Here is a 24,968-nt window from a genome sequence, read left to right as displayed (position 1 = left end):
GAATTCAATATTCATCCCTTCGCACCTGCCGGAAACTGCAAGTCCGCCTGCCACGCCCAGGCGTTCGATAATTCCAAGAGAGGAAACCGGCATGCCCGCCCAGGACACCAGCCGCTTCGTGATCCGTGATCGCAACTGGCACCCCAAGGCCTTCACCCCCGACTACAAGACCTCGGTGGCGCGCTCCCCGCGCCAGGCGCTGGTCAGCATCCCGCAGTCGATCAGCGAAAGCACCGGCCCGGACTTTTCCCACCTGCGCTTCGGCGAGCACGACCATGACCTGCTGCTCAACTTCAACCAGGGTGGCCTGCCCATCGGCGAGCGCATCATCGTTGCCGGGCGGGTGGTCGACCAGTACGGCAAGCCGGTGCCCAACACCCTGGTGGAAATGTGGCAGGCCAATGCCGGTGGCCGTTACCGGCACAAGAACGACCGCTACCTGGCACCGCTGGACCCGAACTTCGGCGGTGTCGGCCGCTGCCTGACCGACCGCGACGGCTACTACAGTTTCCGCACCATCAAGCCCGGCCCGTACCCCTGGCGCAACGGCCCCAACGACTGGCGCCCGGCGCATATCCATTTCTCCATCAGCGGCCCGTCGATCGCCACCAAGCTGATCACCCAGTTGTACTTCGAGGGCGACCCGCTGATCCCGCTGTGCCCGATCGTCAAGTCGATCGCCAACCCGGACGCCGTCGAACGGCTGATCGCCAGGCTCGACATGAGCCATGCCAACCCTATGGATTGCCTGGCCTACCGCTTTGACATCGTCCTGCGCGGCCAGCGCCAGACCTACTTCGAAAACCGCTGAGGAGGCCCGTCATGCCTATCGAACTGCTGCCGGAAACCCCTTCGCAGACTGCCGGCCCCTATGTGCACATCGGCCTTGCCCTGGAGGCGGCCGGCAACCCGACCCGTGACCAGGAAATCTGGAACTGCCTGGCCCGGCCCGATGCCCCGGGCGAGCATATCCTGCTGATCGGCCAGGTGTACGACGGCAATGGCCACCTGGTGCGCGACTCGTTCCTGGAGGTGTGGCAGGCCGACGCCGAGGGGCGCTACCAGGACGAGTACCACCTCGAGAACGCCTTCAACAGCTTCGGGCGCACCGCCACCACCTTCGATGCCGGCGAATGGACCCTGCACACGGTCAAGCCGGGGGTGGTGAACAACGCCGCAGGCGTGCCGATGGCCCCGCACATCAACATCAGCCTGTTTGCCCGGGGCATCAACATCCACCTGCATACCCGGCTGTACTTCGATGACGAAGCCGAGGCGAACGCCAGCTGTCCGGTGCTGAACCTGATCGAGCAGCCGCAGCGGCGCGAGACCTTGATCGCCCGGCGCTGTGAAGTGGACGGCAAGACGGCGTACCGCTTCGACATCCGTATCCAGGGCGAGGGGGAGACGGTGTTCTTCGACTTCTGACGCCCCCGGTCGGCAAGCCCGGCAACACTGGCCGGGCTTGCCGCTTGTACTAATGAGTTACGACTAGTCCTTTCGTGTCGCATCGCTGCGCGCGTCGTCAAACCACTGAAATTCTGGTTGTTTTCCCGCCCTCATTGCCCCTGCCACAGGTACTAACACCAAGTTGTGAGCTACCCGATTCGGCGCCGTGCGCTTTCACTGCTGTTGTAAGCAAAACAATCAGCAGCAGCGGGAGTCCTTCCATGAACACTCAAGCGTGGATCAAGGCGGCAACGGCGCTGACGATGGCCGTGAGTCTGGGCCTTGCCGGTTGCAGCAGCGGCGGCGGCGGGCATCACAGCGAGGTCGATGGTTCGTCGTCCGATAGCGGCGCGGGGGCCGGAGCCGGTGGTGGCGGGGGCGATGGTACGGGCGGCAGTGGTGGAGGCGGTAGCGGTGGCACCACGACCCCCGGTGATGGCAGCGCCGGTACCGGTGGCGGCGGTGGCACTGGCGGCGGCAGCACCCCTGGTGGCGGTGATGGTGGCACGGGCGGTGGTACCACACCCACTGCGCTGGTCACCGGCCAGGTGGTCGACCAGTTGGGCAACACCGTGTCCGGGGTCGGTGACGGCGTGAGCAATCTCGGCCAGGTGATCGGTTCGCTGCCCGTTGCCGGCAGTACCTCGCTGACCGGTGGCGTGGGGACGCTGGTGTCTTCCGCCGGCAACGCCGTGAACAGCGTCGGAGGCGGCTTGAGCGAGGGCCTGGGGCAACTGGGTACCGGCAACAATGCCGTGGGCACCACGGTGGGCGTGGTCGGTGCGGCCACCGCCGACCTGGGCGGCGGTGTCTCCGGCCTTGGCCAGGGCGTGGCCGGGCTGGCCAGTAGCGGGCCGGTCGAGCAGGTGCCGGTGGTCAACCAACTGGTTGCCGGGGCCGGTCAAGGCGTCGACCGGGTCGGCCAGGCTGTGACCATGCTCGGTGACACCCTGTCGCCGGTCGGCACCAGCGGCCCGCTCGCCGGGGCGACCCAAGGCGTGAGCGATGCCTTGGTGCCGGTGGTCTCGCTGGTGGAAAACACGGCGGCCAATGCCACGCGGCAGACCGGGCTCGCCGGTCCGCTGAACCAGGCGCTGAACCAGACCGGTGGTGCCCTGAACCAGGCCGGCCAGCAACTGGCGGGTAACGGCAACCCGTTGAGCAGCACGCTCGGGCAAGCGGTGGCCAATACCGGCACCGCGGTCAGCACGGCGAGCGGGCTGGCCCCTGTTACCGGCGGCCCACGCAGCGGCCTGCTGGAAACCGTCGGCGGCGTGGTGGCCGGTGCCGGCAGTGGCCTGACGGCAAGCACCGCCAGCCCGACCGTGAGCGGTATCGGCGGCACTTCGGTGCAGGCGGGCAATACCGTCGCCAGCCTGGGCACGGTGCTCGGTGGCAACGGCGTGGCCAACAGTGCTGCCGGGGCGCCGGTCGCGGCGCTGACCCAACAGGTGGGCAGCGGCCTCAACCCGGTGGTCGCCGGTGTATCCAGCGTGACTCAGCAAGTCGGCGCCAGTACCGGCGTCGGCGCACCCGTGGCGGGGTTGCTGAACCAGGTCGGCGGCGCGGTGGGCTCTGCCGGTACGCAACTGGCCGGTGCCACAGGCAGCCCCGTCGTCAGCCAGGTCGGTGCGACAGTGACCGCAGTCGGGGCCACGCTCGGTCAGGCGGGCACCTTGGTCAATGGCGGCGGCACACCGGTCAGTGGTCTTGGTGGCGCGCTGAGTGGTGTGTCAGGGGCTCTGGCAGGCGGGCAGCGCTGACGCCACGGGCTACGCTCAAGGTGAGTGAGACCGACCGGCGCGCCGTTCGCCGGTCGGTCATCCCGCCATCCGTGGATCATGGAGTGTCCGAATGCGCCGATTGCTGCTGACGATGCTGGGGCTGTCCGCAGCCTGTCTGGCCCGGGGCGAACCCCTGCCGAGTTTCCTCAACAGCAACGAGACCGAACGCCGCCTGCCCACGCCCAACCTGCCGGTGGATGCCTACCGTCCCGACCAGCCCGGCTTGCGTGTGCCCAGCGTGGACACTTCGCGGCAACCACCGTTGCTGATGAATACCCGGGTGGCGGTGCGCAAGGTGCGTTTCGAAGGCGGCACCGTTTACCCCTTGAGCGACCTGCGCGAGCATTTCCAGCCGGTGATCGGGCGCGAGGTCACGCTCGCCGAGCTGATCGAGACCACCCGCCGCCTCACCCAACGCTACCAGCAGGACGGCTACCTGCTGTCATACGCCTACCTGCCACCCCAGGACTTCGCCGATGGCCGGGTGCGCGTGGTGCTGGTGGAAGGCTACATCCACGACTATCAGATCGAGGGTGATATCGGCGCGGCGCGGGCCTATCTGGAGCAACTGCTGGACCGGCTCAAAGCCGAGCGTCCGCTGACCCGCGAAAGCTTCGAGCGCTATACCAGCCTGGCCGGGCGCATCCCCGGGATGACGTTCCAGGCCCAGGTGCCGCCCCCGGCGACCACCGACGGCGCGACCCGCCTGCTCGCCCAGGTCTCGCGCAAGCCGATCACCACCACCTTGAGCCTCAATGACGGCAGCCGCGACGACCTGCAGGCGCTGCTGGGCGCCAGCAGCAACGCGCAGACCCGCTTCGCCGAACAATTGAGCGCCAGCGTGCTGGTACCGCCCGGCGAGGACAAGGAGCATTACTACCGCCTCGACTACAGCCAGTTCCTCGATGCCGAAGGCTCGAAGCTGCTGTTGTCGGCTTCGCGCTATCGCAGCGACCCCAAGGCGCGCATCCGTCTGGACAATGGCATCGACCTGACCCAGCACCGCGAGAACGAACGCTACTCGGTGGGCATCAGCCAATCGCTGATCGCCTCGCCCAGTGAATGGCTGGAGGTGGTCGGGCGCTTCTACGTGGTCAACGACCGCATCGATTACCAGGTGGTGGGCTTCCCCCTGCGCCTGGACAGCGAGACCGACATCCGCGCGCTGTCCTTCGAAGGCGACTGGCGCAAGGCCGAGGCGCGCCGCCTGCGGATTATCAGTGCCGGTGTCTACCAGGGGTTGGATCGCCTTGGCGCCAACACCAATGCCGACTACGACCTGGACTTCCTGCGCCTGCGGGTCTCGGGCGTGCAGAGCGACAACTTCAGCGACAACTGGCAGGGCGTGGCATCGGCAGCGGCCTACTGGAGCAACGACAGCCTGCCCGACAGCGAGCGGGCAGTGTTCGGCGGGCAGAACTTCGGGCGCGGCTACCCCAGCGACCAGGGCTCCGGTGACAAGGGCTGGGGGCTGGCCTACGAGCTCAACTACAGTTTCCGGCGCGACACTGGCTGGCTCAAGGTCGTGCAGCCCTACGTGGCGCTCGACACCGCGCGGGCCTGGTTCAACGCGCTGGACGTACGCGACTCGAAGATGTCGTCGGCGGCGCTGGGGCTGCGCTTTGGCGATATGCGCTACTACAACATCGCGGTGGAGGTGGCCAAGCCGATGTCGGACATGGCGCTGGACAGCTTCAACCGGCGGCCACGGCTGAACCTGAGTTTCAGTTATCAATTGTAAGGGGGAGCTGTGGCCCTCCCATCGCCGGCAAGCCGGCTCCCACACTGATCGCGCACCGTCTCAGGTCGAGCGCTTTCCTTGTGGGAGCCGGCTTGCCGGCGATGCGCCGCGTCAGCGGCGCCTTCTGTAAGGGCGTTGTACGGTGCCAAGTCCGGCGTTATTTCACCGCCTGCATCAACGGCTTGGGAAACAGATTCTCCAGCGTCTCGAGCAGGCGGGCGTGATAGATCGGCTTGCGGAACAGGTCGAGTACCTGCAGCCGCAGCAGGTCGCTGACATCGTCCATGTCGGCATGCCCGGACATGACGATCACCGGCAAATGCTGGCGCGCGGTATGTTCGCGCAGGCGCTGGACCAGGCCCAGGCCACTTTCCTCGGGCATGCGCAGGTCGGTGATCACCAGGGCGACATCGGGGTGGCGGGTCAGCTGTTGCAGGGCGGACCTGACCGAGGTGGCGGTGTGACAACAGAAGCCTTCGTTTTCCAGCAGCTCGGCCAGCTCCAGCAAGGCCTCCTCCTCGTCGTCCACCAGCAGGATCTGTTGACGCAAGGAAGAGGTCGGCATGCTTGGCTCCGGGCGGTTGGACTACACGTCTCGCTGGCGCGGTGCGGTCACTGGGTGATCGCGGTCTGGATCTTGGTCATGATCTCCGACACTTCGGTGGAGATGGGGGTGACGAAGCCGGCCAGTACCACGGCGACCATGGCCGCGATCACCGCGTATTCGATACCGGAGGCGCCGTCCTTGCGCTGGAGGAAGGTCTTCACGTGGAGGAGGATCTGTTGCAGCAGCATGGCACGTCTCCTTGCGCTCGATGGGCGCCGGTCGGAGGGGCTTGATAAGTGATACCCCTTTGCCATCAGAGCATCGCCAAGCCGTGGCGGCCTGCAAATGTAAAAAAGCATTAATCCAAAAGTATTGGTTGGAATTGGCGGCGCTAAGTTTTTGTTTTGTCGGTGCGTCAATTTCGTGGCTCGAAAAAACCAGCACAGGTAATGGCGAAAGATTGCGCCTCAGCTACCGTCCAATAGCGAAATAGTTACTTTTTGCCATCATTGGTCCCGGGCGTAAGGGAGAGCGCAGATGAGCAGTCGCCTGACCATGATCCTCGCCGGCCTGTTCCTGCTCGCGGCCTTGCTCGCGGGGTACTGGGGTCTGCGCCTTAGCCGTCCGCCCGAGCCTGCGCCGGCCCCTCTCACCCCACCCGGCGAGGCCGCCATCCCGGCCGCTGCCGTACCCGCCGCGCCCCCGGAACCCCCACGCTCGCCCATCGTGGTCCTGCGCAGGGCGGTCGCGGCCAACACGCCCTTGAGCGAGGAGGATGTGCTCCTCGAGCGTCTGCAGGTGGTGCCGGCCGGTGCTTTCCAGCAACTGGACCAGGTGCTCGGGCGCAGCAGTGCCCGCCCCCTTGCGGCGGGCAGTTGGCTCGACGAGTCGAGCTTCCAGGCTGGCGGCCCCCTGGCGCGGATGATTCGCCCCCACGAACGGGCGGTCGCGGTGGCCATCGACGATGTGATAGGTGCCGCCGGGCAACTGCGCCCAGGCGATTATGTCGACGTGCTGCTGTTCCTGCGTGAAGAAAACAACAACCCGCAAGCCTCCGCCCAGGTCGTGCTGCCGGCCTTGCGCGTGCTCAGTGTCGACCAGCAGACGGGCCTGGCCAACGATGGGCGTCCGGCCCAGAGCGCCGAAGAGCAGAAGGCCCGCCGCGACCAGCAGTCCATTGCCAGCAACCCTGTGCGCACCGTGGGCCTGGCCGTGCCCGAGGCCCTGGCCAGCCGGCTGATGCTGGCGGCCCAGGCCGGGACGCTGCGCCTGGCGGTGCGCAGTGCCGACGAGCCGCTGCTGGCCGGGTATTGGTCCGGCCAGGATGCCAGCCCGCAACTGGAAACGGCCAACCGCAACCTCTACCGCTTCAGCCAGCTGTCCCAGGTGCCCCTGGCCAGCCAGGCGGCGGCCGCGGCGGCTGGCGCGCCGACCATGCAGATCATCCGCGGCGCGCAGAACGGCGACAACAACAAGACTCCCTGAACCGGCAAGGATGCGATCCATGCGTAGTTCTTTGCGTGTTACTCCACGAGGCAACTGGCTGGCCCCGGCGCTGCTGGCCCTGGCCTTGCTCGCACCGACGGCGCAGGCGGCCGCGACGGGTTGCGCGGCCTTCGGCCAACTGCCCTCGGTCATCGAGATGGATCAGGGCCTGCAGCAGGAGCTGCGCCTGCCGGTGGCCATCACCCGGGCGGCGGTCGGCGAGCCCAAGGTGGCCGATGTGCAGCCCAGCGGCGAGCGGGCCGTGCTGCTCACGGCGGTGGGGCAGGGCACCACCAGCCTGATGCTGTGGACCGACTGCGCCGCCCAGCCGCATCGGGCCATGCTGTTCGTCAAGGGCCGGGCCAGCGCCGACATGGCAGAGGCCGCGCAACTGCCCACGGCCCAGGAGGACCTGCCCGTGCAGGTGCAGGCCGATATCCGCTTCGTCGAAGTGCGCCGCCTGAAGTACAAGGAGGCCGGCGCTAGGTTGTTCTTCAAGGGCTCGAACAACAGCCTGATCGGCTCGCCCAATACCGTGCCCAACACCGTGGTGCGCCCCGGCTACGTGCCGGGTGTCGCCACCGGCACCAACCCGGTGACCTACGCCGATGTGCGGCCCGGCATCCCGCTCGACAACGACGTCTTCAACATCGTCTGGGGCGGCGGCAGCAGCCGCTTCCTGGCGATGATCAACGCCCTGGAGAACAGCGGCTTCGCCTACACTCTGGCCCGCCCCAGCCTGACCGTGCTCAGCGGCCTGACCGCGAGCTTCCTGGCCGGCGGCGAGATCCCCATCCCGGTGCCCAGCAGCGGCAGCGACAACGTGTCGATCGAGTACAAGGAGTTCGGCGTGCGCCTGGCGCTGACCCCGACCGTGGTCAGCCGCAACCGCATCACCCTGAAGGTGGCGCCCGAGGTCAGCGAGCTCGACTACAACAACGCGGTGGTCATCGCCGGTACCCAGGTGCCGGGCCTGAGCGTGCGCCGCACCGACACCAGCATCTCGCTGGCCGATGGCGAGAGCTTCATCATCAGCGGGCTGATCAGCAGCAACGTACGCTCGGCCGTGGACAAGATGCCGGGCCTGGGCAACCTGCCGATCATCGGCGCGTTCTTCCGCCAGTCGGCGCTCAACCGCGAAGAGACCGAGCTGCTGATGATCGTCACCCCGCACCTGGTCCAGCCGTTGGCCGCCAATGCGCGCCTGCCGGAGCTGCCGGGCGAGGCGCTGCGCACCTACGACCCCAGCTGGGGCCGCCTGTTCTTCATGGAAAACGGCAATTTCGAAGGCCGTGGCGGGTTGTCCCAATGAGCGAAAGCCTGAACCAGACCTACCTGGCCCTGACCCGGAACGACGAAGACCTGCACTGGCTGCAGGGCGCGTTGGCACCGCTGGGGCAGGTGATCGGCGCCAGCAGTCCGAACCTCGACGAGTTGCTGGCGCTGGTCGACATGACCTTCAGCAACCTGGTGTTCATCGGCCTGGACCGCGAACAGCTGATCGGCCAGTGCGCGTTGATCGAAGGCCTGCTGGAAGCCAAGCCGATGCTGGCCATCGTCGCCCTCGGTGACGGCATGGACAACCAGCTGGTGCTGCACGCCATGCGCGCCGGCGCCCGCGACTTCGTCGCCTACGGCTCGCGCGCCAGCGAGGTGGCGGGGCTGGTGCGGCGCCTGGGCAAGCGCTTGCCGACAGCCACCAGCAACCCCAGCCTGGGCGGCCTCACCGTGCTCTACGGCGCCCAGCGCGGCGCCGACGGCGCGCTGCTCACCACCCACCTGGCGCGGGTGGTGCAGGAGAGCGGGCAGCAGACCCTGCTGCTCGACCTCGGCCTGCCCCGTGGCGACAGCCTGGCCTTGCTCGGCCTGGAGGCGTCGTTCCATTTCGGCGATGCCCTGCGCCACCTGCGCCGGCTCGACGCCACCCTGATCGACAGCGCCTTCACCCGCGACAAGGGTGGCCTGCGCATCCTCGCCTATGCCGATAACGACGAGGCCCTGCAACAGTCCAGCGCCGCCGAGCTGCACATGCTCCTCGGCGCCCTGCGCCAGCACTTCCAGCACATCGTCGTGAACCTCACCGGGCAGGCCGACAGCGAGGCGCTGCGGACCCTCGTCAGCCACTGCGACAAGCTGATCGTCTACACCGACCAGAACATCCTCGACTGCCGGCGCAACCTGGATGTGCTCGAGCAGTGGCGCGACCGTGGCATCAAGCTCGAGCACGCCAGCCTGCTGGTGGACCGCTACCTGCGCCAGGTGGCGCCGGATGCCGAGGCCCTGGCCAAGCGCTACGGGCTGCCCTTGCTCAAGGTCATGCCCTACAGCCCGGAAGTGCGCCTGAACGCCAAGAACCAGGGCCTGAGCCTGTTCGAACTGGCCCCGCGTGAAAGCCTTACCCAGGCCCTGCGCGGGCTTGGCGAGCGCCTGGCGCGGCGCTCGGAAAACCTCGCACCGCCGGGCCAGAGCTGGCTGCGCCGGCTGTGGGGCAACCGATGATCAGCGAAGAACCCTTTGGCGGGCCCCGACATGCGGCCAGTGACCCGCAGGCGCTCAAGCGCGCCCTGCACCGGCACGTGATCGATGCCATCGAGGACAGCGGCCGCAACCTGCTGGAGGGCGCGCGGCCGGTGCTGGCGCAGTTCGTCCTCGAGCAGGTGGGTGACTATGTGGCGCGTCTGCGCCTGGCCCTGTCGCGCTACGAGATGGAGCGCCTGGCCGAGGAGATCGTCGACGAGCTCACCGGTTATGGTCCGCTGGAGGTGCTGCTGCGCGACCCGAGCGTGACCGAGATCCTGGTCAACGGCCCGTACCGGGTGTTCGTCGAGCGCTCTGGCTTGCTGCAGCAGACCGACCTGCGCTTCATCGACGCGCACCATGTCGAGCGGGTGATGCAGCGCATCCTGGCGCCCCTGGGCCGGCGCCTGGACGAGTCGTCGCCAATGGTCGATGCGCGCATGCCCGACGGCAGCCGGGTCAACGCGATCATCCCGCCGGTGGCCCTGGACGGGCCGTGCCTGTCGATCCGCAAGTTTCGCCAGGACATGCTCAAGAGCGCCGACCTGCTGGCCACCCGGGCCATCGACCAGCCCATCTACGACTTTCTCGAACGCGCCGTGGGCCGGCGTTGCAACATCCTGGTCAGTGGCGGCACCGGCACCGGCAAGACCACCCTGCTCAACATCCTCAGCCAGATGATCGCGCCACAGGAGCGCCTGGTGACCATCGAGGACGTGGCCGAGCTGCAGCTGCACCACCCGCATGTGGTACGCCTGGAAACCCGCCCGCCGAATGCCGAGGGCCACGGCGAGATCAAGGCCAGCGAGCTGATCCGCAATGCCCTGCGCATGCGCCCCGACCGCATCATCCTCGGCGAGATCCGCGGCGCCGAGGTGCTTGATGTGATGACCGCGATGAACACCGGCCATGACGGTTCGATGAGCACGGTGCACGCCAACACCGCCCAGGACGCCCTGCTGCGCCTGGAGACCCTGGTCGGCCTGACCGGCCGGCAGATTGCCGAGAAGACTCTGCGGCAGATGATCTGCGCCGCGCTGGACGTGGTGATCCAGCTGACCCGCCTGGCCGATGGCCGGCGCTGCGTCAGCGAGGTGCTCGAAGTGGTCGGGGTGCGCGACGATGTGTATGTCACCAACACCTTGTTCCGCCTGGACCGGCGCAGTGGCGAAGGCTTTCTGCGCGAGGCGCCGAACCCCGCCGGCGGCAAGCTGCGCCACGAAGGGGTGCTGTGATGGGGCCGCTGCTGCTGGCCCTGTCGCCCCTGTGCCTGGGCATGGCCTTGCTGCTGTGGCGCCTGGGCCTGTACAAGCGCGGCGAAGAGCGCATCCTCGACCGCATGGGCCGGGCCTACCGCGCCGTGCGCAGCGGCACGGCCCGGCGTGACTGGCTCGACCCGCTGTTGCAGCGGGCGGGGCTTGTCCATGCCGATTTCTCCCCACGGCCCTGGTTGCTGGGTTGGCTGGCGCTGACCGTACTGGCCGGCGTGCTGGCCGGCTGGGTGGCGGCGCTGATGGTGCTGGCCGGCCTGCCTCTGCTCGGCCACCTGTACCTGAGTTGGCGCTGCCGGCGGCGCCTGCAGCAGATCGTCCAGCAGTTGCCCGGCCTGCTCGACTACAGCGTGCGCAGCCTCAAGGCCGGGCGCACCCTCAACGAGGCGGTGCTCGGCGGCGTCGACAGCACCCGCGAGCCGTTGCGCTCGGCGATGCTGCGGGTGCGGCGCAACGTGCAGCTCGGTGTGCCGCTGGAAGATGCCGTCAGCGAGTTCGCCGAACTCTACGGTCAGGCCGAACTGCGCATGTTCGCCCTGGGGCTGCGCATCAACCAGCGCCACGGCGGCAACGCCAGCGAACTGATGGAGAACCTGATCAAGCTGATCCGCGAACACGAGCAGGGCGACCGGCAACTGCGCGCCATGACCGGTGAGACCCGCATCACCGCGTGGATCCTCGGCGCGCTGCCGCTGGTGATGGTCGGCTACTTCCTGTTCGCCAACCCCACCTACCTGCTGGCCATGTGGCGCGACGCCAGCGGCCAGATGATGCTGCTATTCGCCTTTGTCATGCAGGCGGTCGGCTGTCTGGTGCTGTGGCGCATGATGAGGAGCCTGTGACCATGGCCTTGATGCTCAGCGCCCTGTGCCTGTTCGCCGCGTTCGCCCTGCTGGCCGCGCAGGCCATCGGCCAGTGGCGCGCTCGCCAGCGCGTGGCGCGGCGCCTGCAGGGGCGGCTGGACCGTGACGAGCGCCTGGGCGACTGGTTGCAGTGGCTGGGCAGCAGCCCCTGGGGGCGGCGCCTGCAACGGCTGGACGGCGAGACCCAGGCGCTGCTTGACCGCCTGGGCTGGCGGCGCAGCCGGCAACGCGCACTGTTCGCCGCCGTGCAGTTGGGCTTGCCGTTGCTGGCGGTGGGCGTGGCGCTGCTGTTGGTCCATGGCCTGCCCGGGGAAAACCGCGGGCACTGGGGCGTGCTGGTGCTCTGTGCGCTGGGCGCGGGCTACCTGTTGCCCAAGCGCCTGCTGGTCGTGGCGGCGGCCCGGCGTCAGCGGCGCATCGCCGAGGAGGTGAGCCTGCTGATTCCGTTGCTGCGCATCCTCTTCGAAACCGGGCTGGCGGTGGAGCAGGCCCTGCGCGTGCTGGCCCAGGAAGGCCGCAGCCTGGTGCCGAACATCAGCGACGAGTTGCGCCTGGTGTTGCAGCGGGTCGATTCCGGCCTGGCCCTGGGCCCGGAGCTGGAAAAGACCGCGCGCCTGCTGGCGGTGGACGAGTTCATCGACACCTGCGTCATCCTCCAGCAACTGCTGGTGCAGGGCAGTGGCTCGATGAAGTCGTTGCTGGCGCTCAAGGAACTGCTTGATGACCGGCGCCTGACCGGCCTGCAGGAGCGGGTGTCGAAGATGTCGGCGAAGATGTCGGCGGTGATGATGCTGTTCCTGTTCCCGGCCCTGCTCATCGTTCTGGCCGGGCCAGGGTTTTCCGCCCTGGCGCGGGCCTTGGGTTCATAAGCATCGAACATTCGGGCATTGATAGGGGAGACGCACAATGAAAGCCATCCTGACGTTCATCAGCCTGCTACTGCTCAGCGGCTGCGCCGGGCAGCCCCCCGAAGGCCTGGCGCGCCTGCTCGGCGGCGGCACCTGTGGCAAGCCCGACGCCGACCAGCAATTGAGCCTGGACATGGCCGACCAGATGATCAGCGAAGGTCGCCCGCACGCCGGGCTGGCCCACCTGGAGCAGTTGCCCGATCAGCTCGACCAGGTGCGCCTGCGCAAGGCCAAGGTGCTGCGCCTGCTCGGGCGCGCCGAGGCCGAACCGCTCTACCGCAGCCTGCTCGGCGGTTGCCTGGCCGCCGAAGGCGAGCACGGCCTGGGGCAACTGGCCTCGGCCCGTGGTGACGACGCCCAGGCCCTGCGCAACCTGCAACGGGCGGCGCGGCTGGCGCCCACCGACGAGAAGGTGCGCAACGACCTGGGTGTGGTGCAGATGAACCTGGGCAATCACCAACAGGCGCGTTTCGAATTTCTCACCGCCATCGAGCTCAAGGACGACAACCCGCTGCCGGCCATCAACCTGGTGACCTTGTCGCTGGTGCAGGACAACTGGCGCCAGGCGGAGGACCTGGTCAATCGCCTGCACCTGAAGCCCGAGCAGTTCGCCGAGGCCCAGGCCCGGGCGCAGCGCATTCTTGCCAACGGGCGTGGCCCGCTGGCCGCCACCGAATCCCCGGCCGCGGCCATCAACTGAGCGGAGGTGAACATGTTCAAGCCCTGGGTCGTCCTCGCCTGCCTGGCCACGCCACTGTTGGCGCTGGCCGAGGACCCGCCGCGCCAGCCGCGCCCGCAGACCGCCACCGAAGCCCTGTTGCAGGTGCAGGCGAGCAACCGCCAGGCGTCCAGCGTGCGCCAGGTGCAGACCGACAAGGAACGTGACCAGGCCATGCAGCGCTGGCTGGACAGCTACAAGTATCCGATCCCGGATTTCTACCGCTGGACCAAGATCAGTTCGTCGAACAATTGAGAGCACACAGCTTGATACAGTCAGCAAAACGATAAGGGCCGCTCTGCGCCCCATCGCTGGCAAGCCAGCTCCCACAAGGGCCGCGCACTGCCTGAGGTTTGCGCAAATCTGTGGGAGCCGGCTTGCCGGCGATGGGGTGCGCAGCAGCCCCAGTAACGCTAGTTGGCGGTCGTCAGCAGATCAATGGGTGGTAAAGCGTTGATGCACCGGCGAAGAACGTGGGGTCAGCGCCAGCGCCAGTTGCGTGCGGTTGTGCATGTGGGTCAGGCGCAGCACCTGGGACACGTACAGCTTCACCGTGTTCTCGGTGATGCCCAGTTCGCAGGCGATCTGGTAGTTGGTCTTGCCCTTGCTCACCAGCCGGGCGACTTCCAGTTGCCGCGGCGAAAGTTTCTCGAACGCCGCCGGCAGCTCCGGCTCGCCTTCCTCGCTATCGCCGGCGCGCCGATGGGCGCCCTGGCCCCGGGCTTTTTCCAGGTCCTGGTAGAGGTCGTCGATGGACTCGGCCAGCTCCTGCAAACGCTGGTTGAGGCTGCCCAGTTCGCGGAAGTTGCGGCGCCGCTCCAGCAGCGCGGTCTCCTGGCGCCGCACGCCTTCGAGCAACTCGTCCAGGTCCATGGGTTTCTGGTAGTAGTCGGCGAAGCCCTCGCGCAGGGCGCGGATCACGTCCTGCTTGTCGGCGCGGCCGGTCAACATGATCGCCTCGAACATGCGCTGCGGCCCGGCGATCTGCTTCAACGTGCGCACCAGTTCGATGCCATCGCGCTCGGGCATGTGCAGGTCGCACAGGATCAGGCCGATGGTCTCGTCCGCCTTGAAGCAGTCGATGCCCTGGCCGGTGGAGTGGGCGGGGACACAACGGTAGCCCTCGCTTTCGAGGAATTCGCACAACTCTTCGACGATCACTGGCTGGTCGTCGACCACCAGCACTTTCACCTCACTGACGGGTTTGTTCACGATCAACTCCCTGTTGTATCGGCCCTGCTCCCGGGCCAGACGCTCTGGCAGTTAGAAAAGTAGTCGCACTTTGCCGTTATGTACATCGGTCCTACTCCATAATCCGACCCTTCGGTCGCTTATTGGATCCATACCGCTGTCAGAAGGAAGCCAGCGAGCACGTAGGGGGCAAAAGGCTGCTTGTCGCCGACCTGTTCGGCCAGCGCCTGCAGGCGCTTCTTCACCTTGGGGTTGAGCAGGGTCCACAGGCGCCGGCGGCCGAACATCCAGGCCAGGACGGTGACCCCGGCGCCGATGAAGGTGCCGAGCACGTACTGCGGGCTGGTGGCCAGGGCCAGGGCGCCCATCAGTTTCACGTCGCCTGCGCCGAAGCGGCCGAGCATGTAGCCGGGCAGGGTGAGCAGCATGACGATGGCCAGGCCCCAGCCGGCCTCGCTGGCGTCGGCACCGATCCAGCTGCGTCCGGTGGCGAACAGCCAGGCCAGGGCGCACGCCGCGACGCCCAGGGTCAGGGCGTTGGAGATTTGTCGTTCACGGACATCTTGTTCGGTGCACAAGGCAAGCCACAGCAGGAGAACAATGCTTTGCATTGGCAAAATGCCATCCCTATTCGTTGAACGGTTCTATGCTTTCAGACAGGTCTCACAGTCAGGGTAGACGCGAACATGAAAGCAGGCCCGGCGGGACAACAAAAAGGCGCGGCTGCCATCGAGTTTGTCGCGGTATTCATGGTGTTTTTCGCGGTGTTCTACGGCCTGGTCAGCTACGCCTTGCCGATGCTCATGCTGCAGTCGTTCAACCAGGCCAGCAGCGAAGCGGTGCGCCGTTGCGTGGCCGTGGACCCGAGCAGCCAGACCTACGAGCTGGACGTGCAGGGGCTGGCTCGTCAGGTGATCGGCCAGCAACTGGCGTGGATGCCCAATGCGCTGGGCTTCAATGTGAATACCGATACCCGGGTTACCGTGGGCACGGACAAGGTGCTGACGGTGGTGATCGACTATCCCCGCGAACGCCTCAATCGCGTCTTGCCGACGCTGTTGCTGCCCGTGATCGGTGACGTGCCCAAGCTGCCCGCGCGGTTGCAGGCCCAGGCGAGCCTGCAACTGTGAGTGGTGGCTTGTTCGACCGCTGGTTCGCCGCGCCGACCCCCGCCCAGGTGCCCGAGGCGACACCCGCCGTGGGCCTGCAACTGTGGCTCGATGACCAGGCGCGGGTGCTGCGCCTGGCCGGCCCGCTGCGCAGCCTGCTGGCATTGCCCGGCCAGGCTGGCGCGCGGGTGCACGACTACCTTGAGCGACACAGCTGGCTGGTGCTCGAAGGCCACCCCGCCGACTGGCAGGGGCAGCCACTGGACCTGGATTTCCATACGGTCATGGGCCACGCCCTGCACACCCGCGGTTGGCTGCAACGCCACGAGCAGGGCTGGATGCTGCAACTGTTCGATATCGGCGACCTGCTCCGCGAACAGCGCTGGGATCGCCAGCGGCCGCTGCTCGGAGAGATCGGCCATGCCCTGCGCGAATGCGGCGCCGAGCGCCTGGCGCAGACGGTGCGCGAGCAGTTGCGCAGCCTCGCTGAACATTGGCAGGCCGCCGCATTGCGCCTGGTGCTGCGCGAACCGGGCGGCTGGCGCCACTTCGCCAGTAGCGACGATGCCTGGCCCTGGCCCGATGACCGTCGGTTGCGGGACAGACTGGACCAGTGGCCGGCCCAGACCCTGATCGAGGTGCGCGACGACCCTGAACTGCTCGCCCTGTGCGGAGGTGCCTCGCTGTTCCTGGTGCCCTATCGGCAAGGGCTGGAGGCCGAGGCCTGGATGTTGTGCGCCGGGGCGCACCAGGTGCCTGCGGTCGACATGGCCATGGCCCTGGTGCGCAGCTTGACCGAGCCGCTGCTGGTACGGCATCGCCGCCAGCAACTGCAGCACCAGGCCCATCATCTCGACGACCTGCAGCAGCAGTTGGGCGCGGGGTGGTGGGAGTGGCCAGCGCACGGCGACCTGCAGTTGGACCCGGCCCTGGCCGCGACCTTGGGTTTCGACGCCCGGGTCGGGCAGGCCCAGTGGCTTGCTCGCCTGCACCCGGCCGACCGCGAGCCGGCGCAGCTGGCCCTGGACCAGGCCCGTGCCGGGCAGGCGTTGAGCCTGGGCGTGCGCCTGCTGGACCGTGACCCGCTCGCGGCGCCGCGCTGGTTCCATTGGGCCGGTCAAGGCCGGGGCGGCCAACTGCGCGGTTTCCTGCTCGATATCAGCGCCCTCAAGGCCCAGGAGCAGCAGGCCGGCGCGGCCCGGGCGCGGCTGGAGAACCTGATTGCCCGCTCACCCGCGGTGATCTACGTGCAACGCTATGCCGAGGGCGCGCTGCACGGCGATTTCTACAGTGCCAGCCTGGCGCCGTTGCTGGGTTGGGAGGCCGACGGCGAACTCGCCCGCCAGCCGGGCCTGGCGGTGCACCCCGATGACCGGCCGCTGTGGCTGGAGCGCACCCGCAGCCTGCTGCGCGATGGCCTGGTGCGTTGCCGCTATCGCCTGCGTGACCACCTTGGTGGTTACCACTGGATGCTCGATGAGGCCCGACTGCTGCGTGACGACCTCGGCCAGCCGCTGGAAGTGGTCGGCCTGTGGCTGGACGTCAGCGAAGCCACCGAGGCCGCCGAGCGCATGCGCCAGAGCGAGGAACGCTATCGGGTGCTGGTGGAGGACTCGCCGGCGATGATCTGCCGCTATCGCCCGGACCTCACCGTGCTGTTCGGCAACCGGCCGTTGGCCGATTACTTGGGTTGCACGCCCGAGCAGTTGCAGGGTGCCGACCTGGGGCAATGGTTGTCCGCCGACCAGCGCGATGCATTTCTCCAGCGCCTGCGGGCACTGACGCCCGAGCAACCGGTGAGCAGCGCGGAGATCTGCCTGCAGTTGCCTGGCCGTGAGCATGCCTGGTGGGTCTGGGCCGACCGCGGCCTGTTCGACGGCGAAGGCCGCCTGCTCGAGGTGCAGGCCGTGGGCCGCGACAACACCGAGGTGCGGCGCAGCCAGCAGCAGCTGTTGCAGGGTGCCAAGATGGCCACCCTCGGCGAGTTGGCCACCGGCCTGCTGCACGAGATCAACCAACCGCTCAACGTGATGCGCATGGCGGTGGTCAATGCGCTCAAGCGCCTGGAGAACGGCGCCGCCGATCCGGCCTACCTGGAGGACAAGTTGCGCCGTATCGAGGCGCAGGTAGCGCGCGCTGCCCGGCTGGTCGAGCACATGCGCGTATATGGCCGGCGTTCGACGGTCGAGTGCGAGCGCTTCGCCGCGTGGGGCGCGGTGCAGGGCGCCCGGGGGTTGCTCGAGGAGGGCTTGCGCGGCAAGGGCGTGGCGCTGCACCTCGAGTCGCCCGAGGCGATGCCGCAAGTGCTCGGGCATCAGGACCAGCTGGAGCAGGTGCTGATCAACCTGATGGTCAACGCCCGCGATGCCTTGCTCGAGCAACAGGTGGCGCAGCCCTGGATCCGCGTGCGCCAGGCGCTGCATGGCGAGCGGCTGTGGCTGCTGGTGGAGGACAATGCCGGCGGCATCGATGCGCGGCTGCACGAGCGGATCTTCGAACCCTTCTTCACCACCAAGCCGGCCGGTGTTGGCACCGGCCTGGGGCTATCGGTCAGCCACGGCATCGTCAGCCAGATGGGCGGCGAGCTGACAGTGAGCAACTCGCCCGAGGGCGCGTGCTTCTGCATCGACCTGCCGGTTCACTGCACCAGCTGAGCGTGGCCGCTGGAGCAACTGAGGTTGGCGCCGACCTCGGCGCTGGCCAGGTCGATGCCCAGGACCTTGAGCAAGCCGTTCACCAGTGGATCGAGCAGGGGGCTGAGCAGGTTCCTGATGATCGGCTCGAGGATGTTCTTCACCCCGTCCAGCAGGCCGGCGGTGAGCACCAGCACCTGGCCGAGGCCGCTGTTGGCAGTGGGCCTGTAGGCTTCCAGATGTACACCGGCAAGTGTGCCGGACAGGCTGCCCACCACCTGGGCCTGGTCGCTATCCATGGGCTGGAACATCGGATCCTGGCCGATATTTCGCGGTGCATGGTCGTCGGCGAAGACCAGTGGTTTTTCCGTCGGGCTGCTGCCGAGCAGCTTGGTGTCCACCCGCAGGCCGATGCCGCCGCCGGCATAGGGCACGCGTGTGCCGCAGGAGGGCGGCAGGATCAGCAGGCGGCTGCAGACATTGGTGCCGATATCGATGACCGGCAGGGCCTGTACCTTGACGAAGTCAGGCCCATTGCTGAGGAACTCGGCCGGTGAGTCGAACTTGCCGATCGCGATCCTCGCCGCCGAGCGCTGGGTGAGGGTGGTCAGGCTCTTGGGCGCGCAGCTGTAGTTGTCGGGTGGCGCCGGGGGCAAGCGGCTGGTGCCTTCGGCCACTTCGATGCCGATATCGATATGCACCTGGCTGTCCAGCAGCTTGATGTCGCTGACCTTGCACGGGATGCCCAGGGCGCAGGTCAGCGACTGCACGGTGCCCAGCAGGTTCAGGCTGAGCAGGTTGTTGAGCACGTTGGTCAAGGGCGCCGCCAGATCCAGCACGGCATTGAGCAACCCGGCGATGCCGGTCAGCAGGGGCAGGTCCAGTGATACCAGCGCGCGGATCTGTGCGGTATGAACGCGCAACTCATCGCTGCGCGGGTCGCCCACGGCGGAGTTCTGCGGGGGCTGGATCACCTTCAGGTACACGCGGCCATTGATCAAACCCAGTGCGGTGATAGGGATCTCGGCATTCACGGCTTGTCGATTAGCCGCCAGCTGAATCATCGCCTGGACCAGTTGCAGCACTTGCACGTTCGCGTCCAGGCCAGCCTGGACGGTGCCGGTCTGCAGGTTGAGCAACTGCCCCAGGGTGATCGGCCCTTTCAGGTCCGCGGCGAGTTTGAGCAGATCGCCGGTCACCTCCACGGCGGCGCCGCTTTGCTGCAGAACCTTGACGGCGACTTTCAGCAGATTTTCGGCAGTGGTCTGGAAGTCGAGTAGTTGCTGGTAATCCCCCAGGTTCAGCTTCAGTTCGGTGGAGAGTGCATCGAGGTAGTTGAGCAGGTTGAGCTGGGTATCGGCGATGCCTTGCCAGCCCAGCACGGTGAGTTGCGTGCTGGCGCCGATGGCCTTCAGCAGGGCGTTGAGAATGGCCGACTGCATCGAACTGACCTGCAGCAGTGTGCTGCGAATGCTCAGCATTGCCTGGGGCGGCCCTGGGCTTGCGGCCACCGCGCTGGCGCGCAGGGTGGTGGTGCGGGCGATGGCACCGCCCTGCACCAGCGCGTAGATGCCACCGGCGAAGCTGGTGACCACCACATTGCTGACCTCGACCTTGATCGCCTCGTTGCGCTGGTTGTCGGCAGTGAAGGTGCGCAGGTTGTCATTGCCGGTGCGCAGGTAGCCGCAGCTGGCGATCAGCGGGTTGAGCGGCGAATGGCCGTTGCGGGTGGCGGCGGTGCGGGCCAGGGTGGATGCCTGCGGGCCGCTGCCGGTGCAGGCGCCGTCATGCTCGGCGGCTTCCAGCGCAGCCATGTCGGCGATGCGTTGCAGCTTGCGTTGTTCGAGGTAGAGGCGGCCGCTGTCGACGGTCAGGAGCATGAACACCAGGGCCAGGCCCATGGTCAGCGCGGCCATCAGGCCGATCGCGCCGCGTTGGCGCACAACGGAACGGGGAACCACGGGCACTCCTTTGCCGGCCTGTGGCCCGGCAGCGCGGCGGCGGTGCAAGGAGTGTAGTCAAGGTGATGGCAAGTTGCCTTGATCGAAGTGCCTCGCCCAAGCGGCGCATCGCAGGGGCGGGGCAGCGGGTTTGCCCCGCGATCAGGGACTCAATGTGGCGGGTAGTTGCTCAGTACCTGGGTCACGGTCTTCTGGATCGCCGCGTTGCGTTCCTGCGGGCTGGGCGGGTAGTTGTTCATGATCTGTTCGGCGCTGCCACGCCACACCAGCTTGCCGTCACGCCCGTCGAACAGGTCGACCTGGATGGTCGCCACCTTATAGTCGACGCTGCGGGTCTCGTTGTACATCGGCCCGCCCCAGTAGCCTCCCCAGTAACCCCCCCAGGCGCCGCCGTAGTTGGTGGTGATCTGCTGTTGGCGGTCTTCGACGATCAGGTAGGCGCGCACCTTCACATCGGCCCGGGCACTGCCCTGGACCGGGCGCAGGCCACGCTGGTCGAGCTGCCCGGCGACCGCCTGGCGGATGCGCTGCTCGGTCAGGTCGCTCTTGATCCGTGGATCGTCCGGACGGTATTGCAGGGCCGGCTCCTGCCAGGCCCAACTGCGGTAGGCGGCGAAGTCGCGGCTGGCATCGAAGTCCTGCTGCACGTTGTTACTCGAACAGGCCGCCAGCAGCAGGGCGAAGGACAGAAGTACGAGACGGCGCAACATGATGGTTCTCCGTAAAGGGTCAGCTGGGAGGATAGCCGCTCATCGCCTTGCTCACCGACTCGCGCAGGGCGCTTTCGCGTTCACGCGGCGAGTCTTTGTCGCTGCCGCTTTCGGCGCTGGCGCTCCACACCGGCTGGCCGTTGCGGGCATCGAACAGGTCGATGCGCACAACCATCACCTCGACCTGGTAGGTGCGCACGATCGGCACGCTGCCATAGGCGCCATAACCATTGCGGTAGCCGCCGTAGCCGACGCTGCCATAGGGGTAGGGGCCGTAATAGGGATCGTAGTCGTAGTCGCGCACCTGGCGCAGGCGCCGCTCCAGGCGCACGTCGGCGCTGACCAGCAGGTCGGCAGGGGCATTGTGGGCCGGGCGCAGGCCGTGCTGGTCGAGGGCGCTGCTGACCGCGTCGGCCAGCTGGCCCGGCGTGGCGTTCGCCAGGCCGCCGGGGGGCTGACTGTTGCGCCAGCTCCAGCTGCGGTAACGGCCATAGTCGCGCGGTGGCGTGGGGTAGGCGCTGGCGTCGAAAGTGCCGGCGGCCTGGGGCGGTGCCGGTGGCAGCGGCTTGCCGCTGGCGACATAGGGATTGCTGCCCTGGCAGGCGGCCAGGGCAAGGGGGAGCAGGGCCAGGCAGAACAGACGGTACGGCATGTATCCTCCTGGCGGGCGGGTCAGTGGGGCCGGCAGATCCAGTGCAGGTAGCGGCCCAGACCGGCGAAGCTGGGGTGGCGGCGGTGCGCCAACTCCATCTCCAGCAGGTCGAGCAGCTCGGCCTTGGCCTGGAACTCCTTGGGCATGTAGTCGTGGAACACCCGCACGCCGCTTTCGCTTTCGACCTGCCACATGGGATCAAGTTGCGCCTTGAGCTCGCGTGGATCAAGTGGTTTCTGTGGCGTCAGGCTCTGCTTCTCGCCGGCCAGGCGGTTGTGCCGCAGCTTGCGGAAATGCCCCTTGAGCAGGTTGCGGTAGACCAGCGCATCGCGGTTGTAGAAAGCCAGCGACAGCCAGCCGCCCGGCGCGGTCAGCTGGTGCAGCACCGGCAGGATGCTTTCGGGTTCGGCCAGCCATTCGAGCACGGCGTGGCACAGCACCAGATCGTAGGGCTCGGTGAGCTGGCCAAGCAGGTCTTGCCAGGGCGCCTGGATGAACGTTGCCTGCTGGCCGGCCTCGGCGAAGCGCGCACGGGCGCCGTCGAGCATCGGCGCGGCGGGCTCGGCGAGAGTCAGTTGGTGGCCACGCTGGGCCAGCCACAGGGCCATGTGGCCCAGGCCGGCGCCGATGTCGAGCACCCGCAACGGGCGCTCGGGCAACGTTTCGGCCAGGTCGGCCTGGAGCACCGCCAGGCGGATCGCCCCCTTGGCGCCGCCATAGATCTTCTCGGCGAAGCGGCTGGCCAGTTCATCGAAATGACGGTCGTTCATTTGGCGAAGCGCCTTTCGCTGTCGGCGAGTTTGGCCCGCACCACCTCGTTCATGTCCAGGCCAAGCTCGCTGCACAACAGCAGCAGGTAGAGGACGATATCGCCCACTTCCTGGCCGGCGTGGGCAAGCTGGTCGGCAGGCAGCTGGCGGGACTGGTCTTCGCTCAGCCACTGGAAGATCTCCACCAGCTCGGCCATTTCGACGCTGGCGGCCATGGCCAGGTTCTTCGGGCTGTGGAAAACCCGCCAGTCGTTGGTGTCGCGGATGCGGTGCAGGCGTTCGGTCAGTTCTTGCAGGTTCATCGGGGTCTCCTCGTGGCGCATAGCTTCCGGCGAGGTTCCTTGCAAAGCAAGCCCGATCAGCGTGCGCGCCAGCTGCCAACCATGTGCACCAGCCCGCCGTGGCCATCCAGGCGCAGCTCGCCGGCCGTCCCTGCCTCGCTGGCGCTCAGCACTACCTCCGACGGCAGGCGCACCGGCTTGTGGAAGTCCACCGCGAATTCATATCCGGCTTTAGGCAGGTGTCCCTGCAGCGCCGCCAGCGCCATGGCCTTGCTCCACATGCCATGGGCGATGGCCTTGGGGAAACCGAACAGACGTGCGCTGAGGCTGCTCAGGTGGATCGGGTTGTAGTCGCCGCACACCTTGGCGTAGTGCCGGCCGATGCCGCTATCGGCGTACCAGCGGGTGGCCTCCGGCAGCGCGGCGGGTGCTTCTGTGGTGGCGCTGGCGGCCTGTTGCTCGAGCTTGAGGCCGCGCACCAGCATGCGGCTGGTCTCGCGCCAGAGCAGCCCGAGCCCGTCCTCGGCCTCGGTCACCAGGTCGAAGGTGCCGCCCTTTTCGTGGGGCTGCAGGTTGTCGGCGTACACCGCGAAGCGCAACCCATCGATGCCGCCCAGTGGGCGCAGCACCTGCAGGCTGTTGTGCAGGTGCACCAGCCCGAGCAGGGGGAAGGGGAAGTCGTCCCCGGTAAGCAACTGCAATTGCAGGCTGAAGGCCATGACGTGCGGGTAGGTGCCCGGCAGGCGGCCGTCATCGGCGAAGTGGCAGAGCCGGCGATAGGCCGCCAGGTTGGCGCCATCGACCCGCAGGTAGCAGCGCAGGCCTGTCTCCGGTAGCTGGCTGCCACGGATCTTGCGTTTGCCCAGGGCGCGCAGGTAGAGGTTCAGGCGTGAGTCGGGGCTGTGCAGGTCGTGCCAAGGTCGGGTCATGGTCAGGCTCCCATCAAGGCCTGGCCGCAGACCCGCAGGGCCTGGCCGTTGACCGCGCCGGAACCTGGCTGGCTGAGCCAGGCGATGGCCTCGGCGACATCCTGCGGCAAGCCGCCCTGGCCGAGTGAACTCAGGCGCCGGCCGGCCTCGCGCAGGCCCATGGGCATGGCCGCGGTCATGTGCGTCTCGATAAAGCCCGGCGCCACCGCGTTGATGCTGGCACCTTGTTCGGCCAGGCGCGGTGCCCAGGCCTGGGCGAAACCGATCAGCCCGGCCTTGCTGGCCGCGTAGTTGGACTGGCCGCGGTTGCCGGCGATGCCGCTGACCGAGGCGAGCAGGGTGATACGGGCGTCGCGCTGCAGCTTGCCTCCCTCGAACAGCGCCTGGGTCAGCACCTGCGGGGCCTTGAGGTTGACGGCCAGCACCGCGTCCCAGTATTCCGGGGTCATGTTGGCAAGGGTCTTGTCGCGGGTGATGCCGGCGTTGTGCACCACGATGTCCAGGCCTTGCGGCAAGGCTTCGAGCAACTGCGCGGCGGCATCGGCGGCGCAGATGTCCAGGGCCAGGGCACGGCCGCCCAGGCGCGCGGCGAGGGCGTCGAGGTCGCGCTGCGCCTGGGGCACGTCGAGCAAGGTCACTTCGGCGCCATCGCGGGCCAGGGTTTCGGCGATGGCAGCGCCGATACCGCGCGCGGCACCGGTGACCAGGGCGTGACGGCCGGCCAGCGGGCGGGTCCAGTCTTCGACCTGGGCGGCGCATGCCGACAGGCGCAGGACCTGCCCGGAAACGAAGGCGCTCTTGGGCGAGAGGAAGAAGCGCAGCGCGCCTTCGAGCTGGTCTTCGGCGCCGTCACCGACATACAAGAGGTTTGCCGTGGCGCCATTGCGCAACTCCTTGGCCAGCGAACGGCTGAAACCCTCCAGGGCGCGTTGGGCGACACTGGCTTGCGCATCGTCCAGGCTTTCCGGGGCGCGCCCCAGGATCATCACATGGGCACTGGGGGCCAGGCTGCGCAGCAAGGGCTGGAAGAATTCGCGCAACTGCTTGAGCGCATCGCTGTCGGACAAGTGACTGGCATCGAACACCACGGCCTTGATTTTCGGCCCCAGGCCCGCGACCCAGGCGGGGGCGTCGAGCGCTTCGGCGTCGAAGCCGTAGCAATCGGCGGTCAGGCGTGGGGCGATTGCCGCCACCTGGCTGGCCAGCGGGCCGCCACCGAGCACCAGCGCGCCCTCGATGGGGCGCAGGCGCCCGGCCTGCCAGCGCTCCAGCGGCACCGGGCGCGGCAGGCCGAGGGCATCGACGAGTTTGCGGCCAAGGGTGGAGTTGGCAAAGCCCAGATAGCGGTCGCTCATGTACGGTTCTCCCTGAAGGCAAGCATGCAAGTGTGGACCAACTTTGTGGCAGGGTCGTTCGAATAGCCGAAAAGAACCTAGTCTTAAGGCTCAA

Annotated in this window: 25 protein-coding genes; 14 read left to right on the top strand and 11 right to left on the bottom strand. The window is 67.6% G+C overall.

Annotation, left to right across the window (positions count from 1 at the left end; translation table 11 throughout):
• The first annotated feature begins 91 nt into the window (after positions 1-91).
• The 4 genes from pcaH (at position 92) to ACVWY1_RS21920 (ending at position 4,974) form a co-directional block, all read left to right on the top strand.
• Complete coding sequence (gene pcaH, locus ACVWY1_RS21935) at positions 92-811, top strand: protocatechuate 3,4-dioxygenase subunit beta (RefSeq protein ID WP_457378752.1); 720 nt, start codon at positions 92-94, stop codon at positions 809-811.
• Between the two features lie 11 nt (positions 812-822).
• Positions 823-1,428 carry a protocatechuate 3,4-dioxygenase subunit alpha gene (gene pcaG, locus ACVWY1_RS21930; protein WP_102684466.1) on the top strand — a complete coding sequence of 202 codons (606 nt, stop codon included), beginning with the start codon at positions 823-825 and terminating at the stop codon, positions 1,426-1,428.
• A gap of 242 nt (positions 1,429-1,670) precedes the next feature.
• Positions 1,671-3,212 (top strand): collagen-like triple helix repeat-containing protein, encoded by a 1,542-nt coding sequence (locus ACVWY1_RS21925; RefSeq protein WP_457378751.1) that lies wholly within the window; start codon positions 1,671-1,673, stop codon positions 3,210-3,212.
• 91 nt (positions 3,213-3,303) lie between these two features.
• The gene (locus ACVWY1_RS21920) at positions 3,304-4,974 is read left to right on the top strand and encodes a ShlB/FhaC/HecB family hemolysin secretion/activation protein (protein ID WP_457378750.1); all 1,671 of its coding nucleotides are present in this window, start codon (positions 3,304-3,306) and stop codon (positions 4,972-4,974) included.
• 157 nt (positions 4,975-5,131) lie between these two features.
• On the opposite strand, the gene ACVWY1_RS21915 is transcribed toward ACVWY1_RS21920, so the two are convergent.
• Together ACVWY1_RS21915 and ACVWY1_RS21910 are read right to left on the bottom strand one after the other, a co-directional pair.
• Positions 5,132-5,539, bottom strand: a complete 408-nt coding sequence (locus tag ACVWY1_RS21915; RefSeq protein WP_046854132.1) for a response regulator — start codon at positions 5,537-5,539, stop codon at positions 5,132-5,134.
• 47 nt (positions 5,540-5,586) lie between these two features.
• Entirely contained in the window at positions 5,587-5,769 is a 183-nt protein-coding gene (locus tag ACVWY1_RS21910) for a Flp family type IVb pilin (protein ID WP_111533356.1), read from the bottom strand.
• A gap of 289 nt (positions 5,770-6,058) precedes the next feature.
• Between ACVWY1_RS21910 and cpaB the strand changes: the two genes are divergently transcribed.
• From cpaB to ACVWY1_RS21870, 8 genes are read left to right on the top strand one after another with little or no spacing between them, the layout of a single operon-like run.
• On the top strand, positions 6,059-7,006 hold the full coding sequence (cpaB, locus tag ACVWY1_RS21905; RefSeq protein ID WP_457378749.1) for a Flp pilus assembly protein CpaB: 948 nt from the start codon (positions 6,059-6,061) through the stop codon (positions 7,004-7,006).
• A 19-nt stretch (positions 7,007-7,025) separates the two neighbouring features.
• Positions 7,026-8,318 (top strand): type II and III secretion system protein family protein, encoded by a 1,293-nt coding sequence (locus ACVWY1_RS21900; protein WP_139668429.1) that lies wholly within the window; start codon positions 7,026-7,028, stop codon positions 8,316-8,318.
• The gene (locus tag ACVWY1_RS21895; RefSeq protein ID WP_102684810.1) at positions 8,315-9,505 is read left to right on the top strand and encodes a pilus assembly protein; all 1,191 of its coding nucleotides are present in this window, start codon (positions 8,315-8,317) and stop codon (positions 9,503-9,505) included. The genes ACVWY1_RS21900 and ACVWY1_RS21895 overlap by 4 nt, the downstream gene beginning before the upstream one ends.
• Entirely contained in the window at positions 9,502-10,758 is a 1,257-nt protein-coding gene (locus ACVWY1_RS21890) for a CpaF family protein (RefSeq protein WP_038706838.1), read from the top strand. Before ACVWY1_RS21895 ends, ACVWY1_RS21890 begins: the two co-directional genes overlap by 4 nt.
• A complete protein-coding gene (locus tag ACVWY1_RS21885) occupies positions 10,755-11,636 on the top strand; it encodes a type II secretion system F family protein (protein WP_198754750.1) in 882 nt (293 codons plus the stop codon). The genes ACVWY1_RS21890 and ACVWY1_RS21885 overlap by 4 nt, the downstream gene beginning before the upstream one ends.
• Before the next feature lie 2 nt (positions 11,637-11,638).
• Positions 11,639-12,526: a type II secretion system F family protein gene (locus tag ACVWY1_RS21880; protein ID WP_102684812.1), complete on the top strand. Its 888-nt coding sequence runs from the start codon at positions 11,639-11,641 to the stop codon at positions 12,524-12,526.
• A gap of 37 nt (positions 12,527-12,563) precedes the next feature.
• The gene (locus ACVWY1_RS21875; protein ID WP_102684813.1) at positions 12,564-13,265 is read left to right on the top strand and encodes a tetratricopeptide repeat protein; all 702 of its coding nucleotides are present in this window, start codon (positions 12,564-12,566) and stop codon (positions 13,263-13,265) included.
• 12 nt (positions 13,266-13,277) lie between these two features.
• Positions 13,278-13,538, top strand: coding sequence for a DUF3613 domain-containing protein (locus ACVWY1_RS21870; RefSeq protein ID WP_430944507.1), 261 nt, complete (start codon positions 13,278-13,280; stop codon positions 13,536-13,538).
• A 180-nt stretch (positions 13,539-13,718) separates the two neighbouring features.
• Here the strand turns inward: ACVWY1_RS21870 and ACVWY1_RS21865 are convergent, their stop codons facing one another.
• Entirely contained in the window at positions 13,719-14,501 is a 783-nt protein-coding gene (locus ACVWY1_RS21865; RefSeq protein WP_431196981.1) for a response regulator, read from the bottom strand.
• 113 nt (positions 14,502-14,614) lie between these two features.
• On the bottom strand, positions 14,615-15,085 hold the full coding sequence (locus ACVWY1_RS21860) for an A24 family peptidase (protein ID WP_038706832.1): 471 nt from the start codon (positions 15,083-15,085) through the stop codon (positions 14,615-14,617).
• A gap of 75 nt (positions 15,086-15,160) precedes the next feature.
• On the opposite strand from ACVWY1_RS21860, the gene ACVWY1_RS21855 reads away from it, so the two are divergent.
• Together ACVWY1_RS21855 and ACVWY1_RS21850 are read left to right on the top strand one after the other, a co-directional pair.
• Positions 15,161-15,604: a TadE family protein gene (locus ACVWY1_RS21855; RefSeq protein ID WP_023632045.1), complete on the top strand. Its 444-nt coding sequence runs from the start codon at positions 15,161-15,163 to the stop codon at positions 15,602-15,604.
• Entirely contained in the window at positions 15,601-18,237 is a 2,637-nt protein-coding gene (locus tag ACVWY1_RS21850) for an ATP-binding protein (protein ID WP_457378748.1), read from the top strand. Before ACVWY1_RS21855 ends, ACVWY1_RS21850 begins: the two co-directional genes overlap by 4 nt.
• Here ACVWY1_RS21850 and ACVWY1_RS21845 read toward each other — a convergent pair.
• The 7 genes from ACVWY1_RS21845 to ACVWY1_RS21815 all read right to left on the bottom strand — a co-directional run bounded on the left by ACVWY1_RS21845 (position 18,222) and on the right by ACVWY1_RS21815 (position 24,874).
• Entirely contained in the window at positions 18,222-20,177 is a 1,956-nt protein-coding gene (locus ACVWY1_RS21845) for a pilus assembly protein TadG-related protein (protein WP_457378747.1), read from the bottom strand. The two genes, ACVWY1_RS21850 and ACVWY1_RS21845, sit on opposite strands and share 16 nt — an antisense overlap.
• Before the next feature lie 149 nt (positions 20,178-20,326).
• The gene (locus ACVWY1_RS21840; protein ID WP_023630953.1) at positions 20,327-20,887 is read right to left on the bottom strand and encodes a DUF4136 domain-containing protein; all 561 of its coding nucleotides are present in this window, start codon (positions 20,885-20,887) and stop codon (positions 20,327-20,329) included.
• 19 nt (positions 20,888-20,906) lie between these two features.
• Positions 20,907-21,539, bottom strand: a complete 633-nt coding sequence (locus tag ACVWY1_RS21835; protein ID WP_110703760.1) for a DUF4136 domain-containing protein — start codon at positions 21,537-21,539, stop codon at positions 20,907-20,909.
• Positions 21,540-21,559: 20 nt separating this feature from the next.
• The gene (locus ACVWY1_RS21830; RefSeq protein ID WP_102684816.1) at positions 21,560-22,309 is read right to left on the bottom strand and encodes a methyltransferase domain-containing protein; all 750 of its coding nucleotides are present in this window, start codon (positions 22,307-22,309) and stop codon (positions 21,560-21,562) included.
• On the bottom strand, positions 22,306-22,611 hold the full coding sequence (locus ACVWY1_RS21825) for a MazG-like family protein (protein ID WP_102684835.1): 306 nt from the start codon (positions 22,609-22,611) through the stop codon (positions 22,306-22,308). The genes ACVWY1_RS21830 and ACVWY1_RS21825 overlap by 4 nt, the downstream gene beginning before the upstream one ends.
• A 56-nt stretch (positions 22,612-22,667) precedes the next feature.
• A complete protein-coding gene (locus ACVWY1_RS21820; RefSeq protein ID WP_198754753.1) occupies positions 22,668-23,519 on the bottom strand; it encodes a MaoC family dehydratase in 852 nt (283 codons plus the stop codon).
• A gap of 2 nt (positions 23,520-23,521) precedes the next feature.
• Positions 23,522-24,874, bottom strand: coding sequence for a 3-oxoacyl-ACP reductase (locus ACVWY1_RS21815; protein WP_457378746.1), 1,353 nt, complete (start codon positions 24,872-24,874; stop codon positions 23,522-23,524).
• Between the last annotated feature and the right edge of the window lie 94 nt (positions 24,875-24,968).

This window comes from Pseudomonas sp. TE6288, assembly GCF_054062095.1.
Note: the sequence above shows the minus strand (reverse complement) of the source record. Positions and strands in the feature narration are given on the sequence as shown.

What these genes read in the sequence shown, in the direction of transcription:
- pcaH (WP_457378752.1), top strand. Translation starts at nt 92, where the DNA reads ATGCCCGCCCAGGACACCAGCCGCTTCGTGATCCGTGATCGCAACTGG.
- pcaG (WP_102684466.1), top strand. Translation starts at nt 823, where the DNA reads ATGCCTATCGAACTGCTGCCGGAAACCCCTTCGCAGACTGCCGGCCCC.
- ACVWY1_RS21925 (WP_457378751.1), top strand. Translation starts at nt 1,671, where the DNA reads ATGAACACTCAAGCGTGGATCAAGGCGGCAACGGCGCTGACGATGGCC.
- ACVWY1_RS21920 (WP_457378750.1), top strand. Translation starts at nt 3,304, where the DNA reads ATGCGCCGATTGCTGCTGACGATGCTGGGGCTGTCCGCAGCCTGTCTG.
- ACVWY1_RS21915 (WP_046854132.1), bottom strand. Translation starts at nt 5,539, where the DNA reads ATGCCGACCTCTTCCTTGCGTCAACAGATCCTGCTGGTGGACGACGAG.
- ACVWY1_RS21910 (WP_111533356.1), bottom strand. Translation starts at nt 5,769, where the DNA reads ATGCTGCTGCAACAGATCCTCCTCCACGTGAAGACCTTCCTCCAGCGC.
- cpaB (WP_457378749.1), top strand. Translation starts at nt 6,059, where the DNA reads ATGAGCAGTCGCCTGACCATGATCCTCGCCGGCCTGTTCCTGCTCGCG.
- ACVWY1_RS21900 (WP_139668429.1), top strand. Translation starts at nt 7,026, where the DNA reads ATGCGTAGTTCTTTGCGTGTTACTCCACGAGGCAACTGGCTGGCCCCG.
- ACVWY1_RS21895 (WP_102684810.1), top strand. Translation starts at nt 8,315, where the DNA reads ATGAGCGAAAGCCTGAACCAGACCTACCTGGCCCTGACCCGGAACGAC.
- ACVWY1_RS21890 (WP_038706838.1), top strand. Translation starts at nt 9,502, where the DNA reads ATGATCAGCGAAGAACCCTTTGGCGGGCCCCGACATGCGGCCAGTGAC.
- ACVWY1_RS21880 (WP_102684812.1), top strand. Translation starts at nt 11,639, where the DNA reads ATGGCCTTGATGCTCAGCGCCCTGTGCCTGTTCGCCGCGTTCGCCCTG.
- ACVWY1_RS21875 (WP_102684813.1), top strand. Translation starts at nt 12,564, where the DNA reads ATGAAAGCCATCCTGACGTTCATCAGCCTGCTACTGCTCAGCGGCTGC.
- ACVWY1_RS21870 (WP_430944507.1), top strand. Translation starts at nt 13,278, where the DNA reads ATGTTCAAGCCCTGGGTCGTCCTCGCCTGCCTGGCCACGCCACTGTTG.
- ACVWY1_RS21860 (WP_038706832.1), bottom strand. Translation starts at nt 15,085, where the DNA reads ATGCAAAGCATTGTTCTCCTGCTGTGGCTTGCCTTGTGCACCGAACAA.
- ACVWY1_RS21855 (WP_023632045.1), top strand. Translation starts at nt 15,161, where the DNA reads ATGAAAGCAGGCCCGGCGGGACAACAAAAAGGCGCGGCTGCCATCGAG.
- ACVWY1_RS21840 (WP_023630953.1), bottom strand. Translation starts at nt 20,887, where the DNA reads ATGTTGCGCCGTCTCGTACTTCTGTCCTTCGCCCTGCTGCTGGCGGCC.
- ACVWY1_RS21835 (WP_110703760.1), bottom strand. Translation starts at nt 21,539, where the DNA reads ATGCCGTACCGTCTGTTCTGCCTGGCCCTGCTCCCCCTTGCCCTGGCC.
- ACVWY1_RS21830 (WP_102684816.1), bottom strand. Translation starts at nt 22,309, where the DNA reads ATGAACGACCGTCATTTCGATGAACTGGCCAGCCGCTTCGCCGAGAAG.
- ACVWY1_RS21825 (WP_102684835.1), bottom strand. Translation starts at nt 22,611, where the DNA reads ATGAACCTGCAAGAACTGACCGAACGCCTGCACCGCATCCGCGACACC.
- ACVWY1_RS21820 (WP_198754753.1), bottom strand. Translation starts at nt 23,519, where the DNA reads ATGACCCGACCTTGGCACGACCTGCACAGCCCCGACTCACGCCTGAAC.
- ACVWY1_RS21815 (WP_457378746.1), bottom strand. Translation starts at nt 24,874, where the DNA reads ATGAGCGACCGCTATCTGGGCTTTGCCAACTCCACCCTTGGCCGCAAA.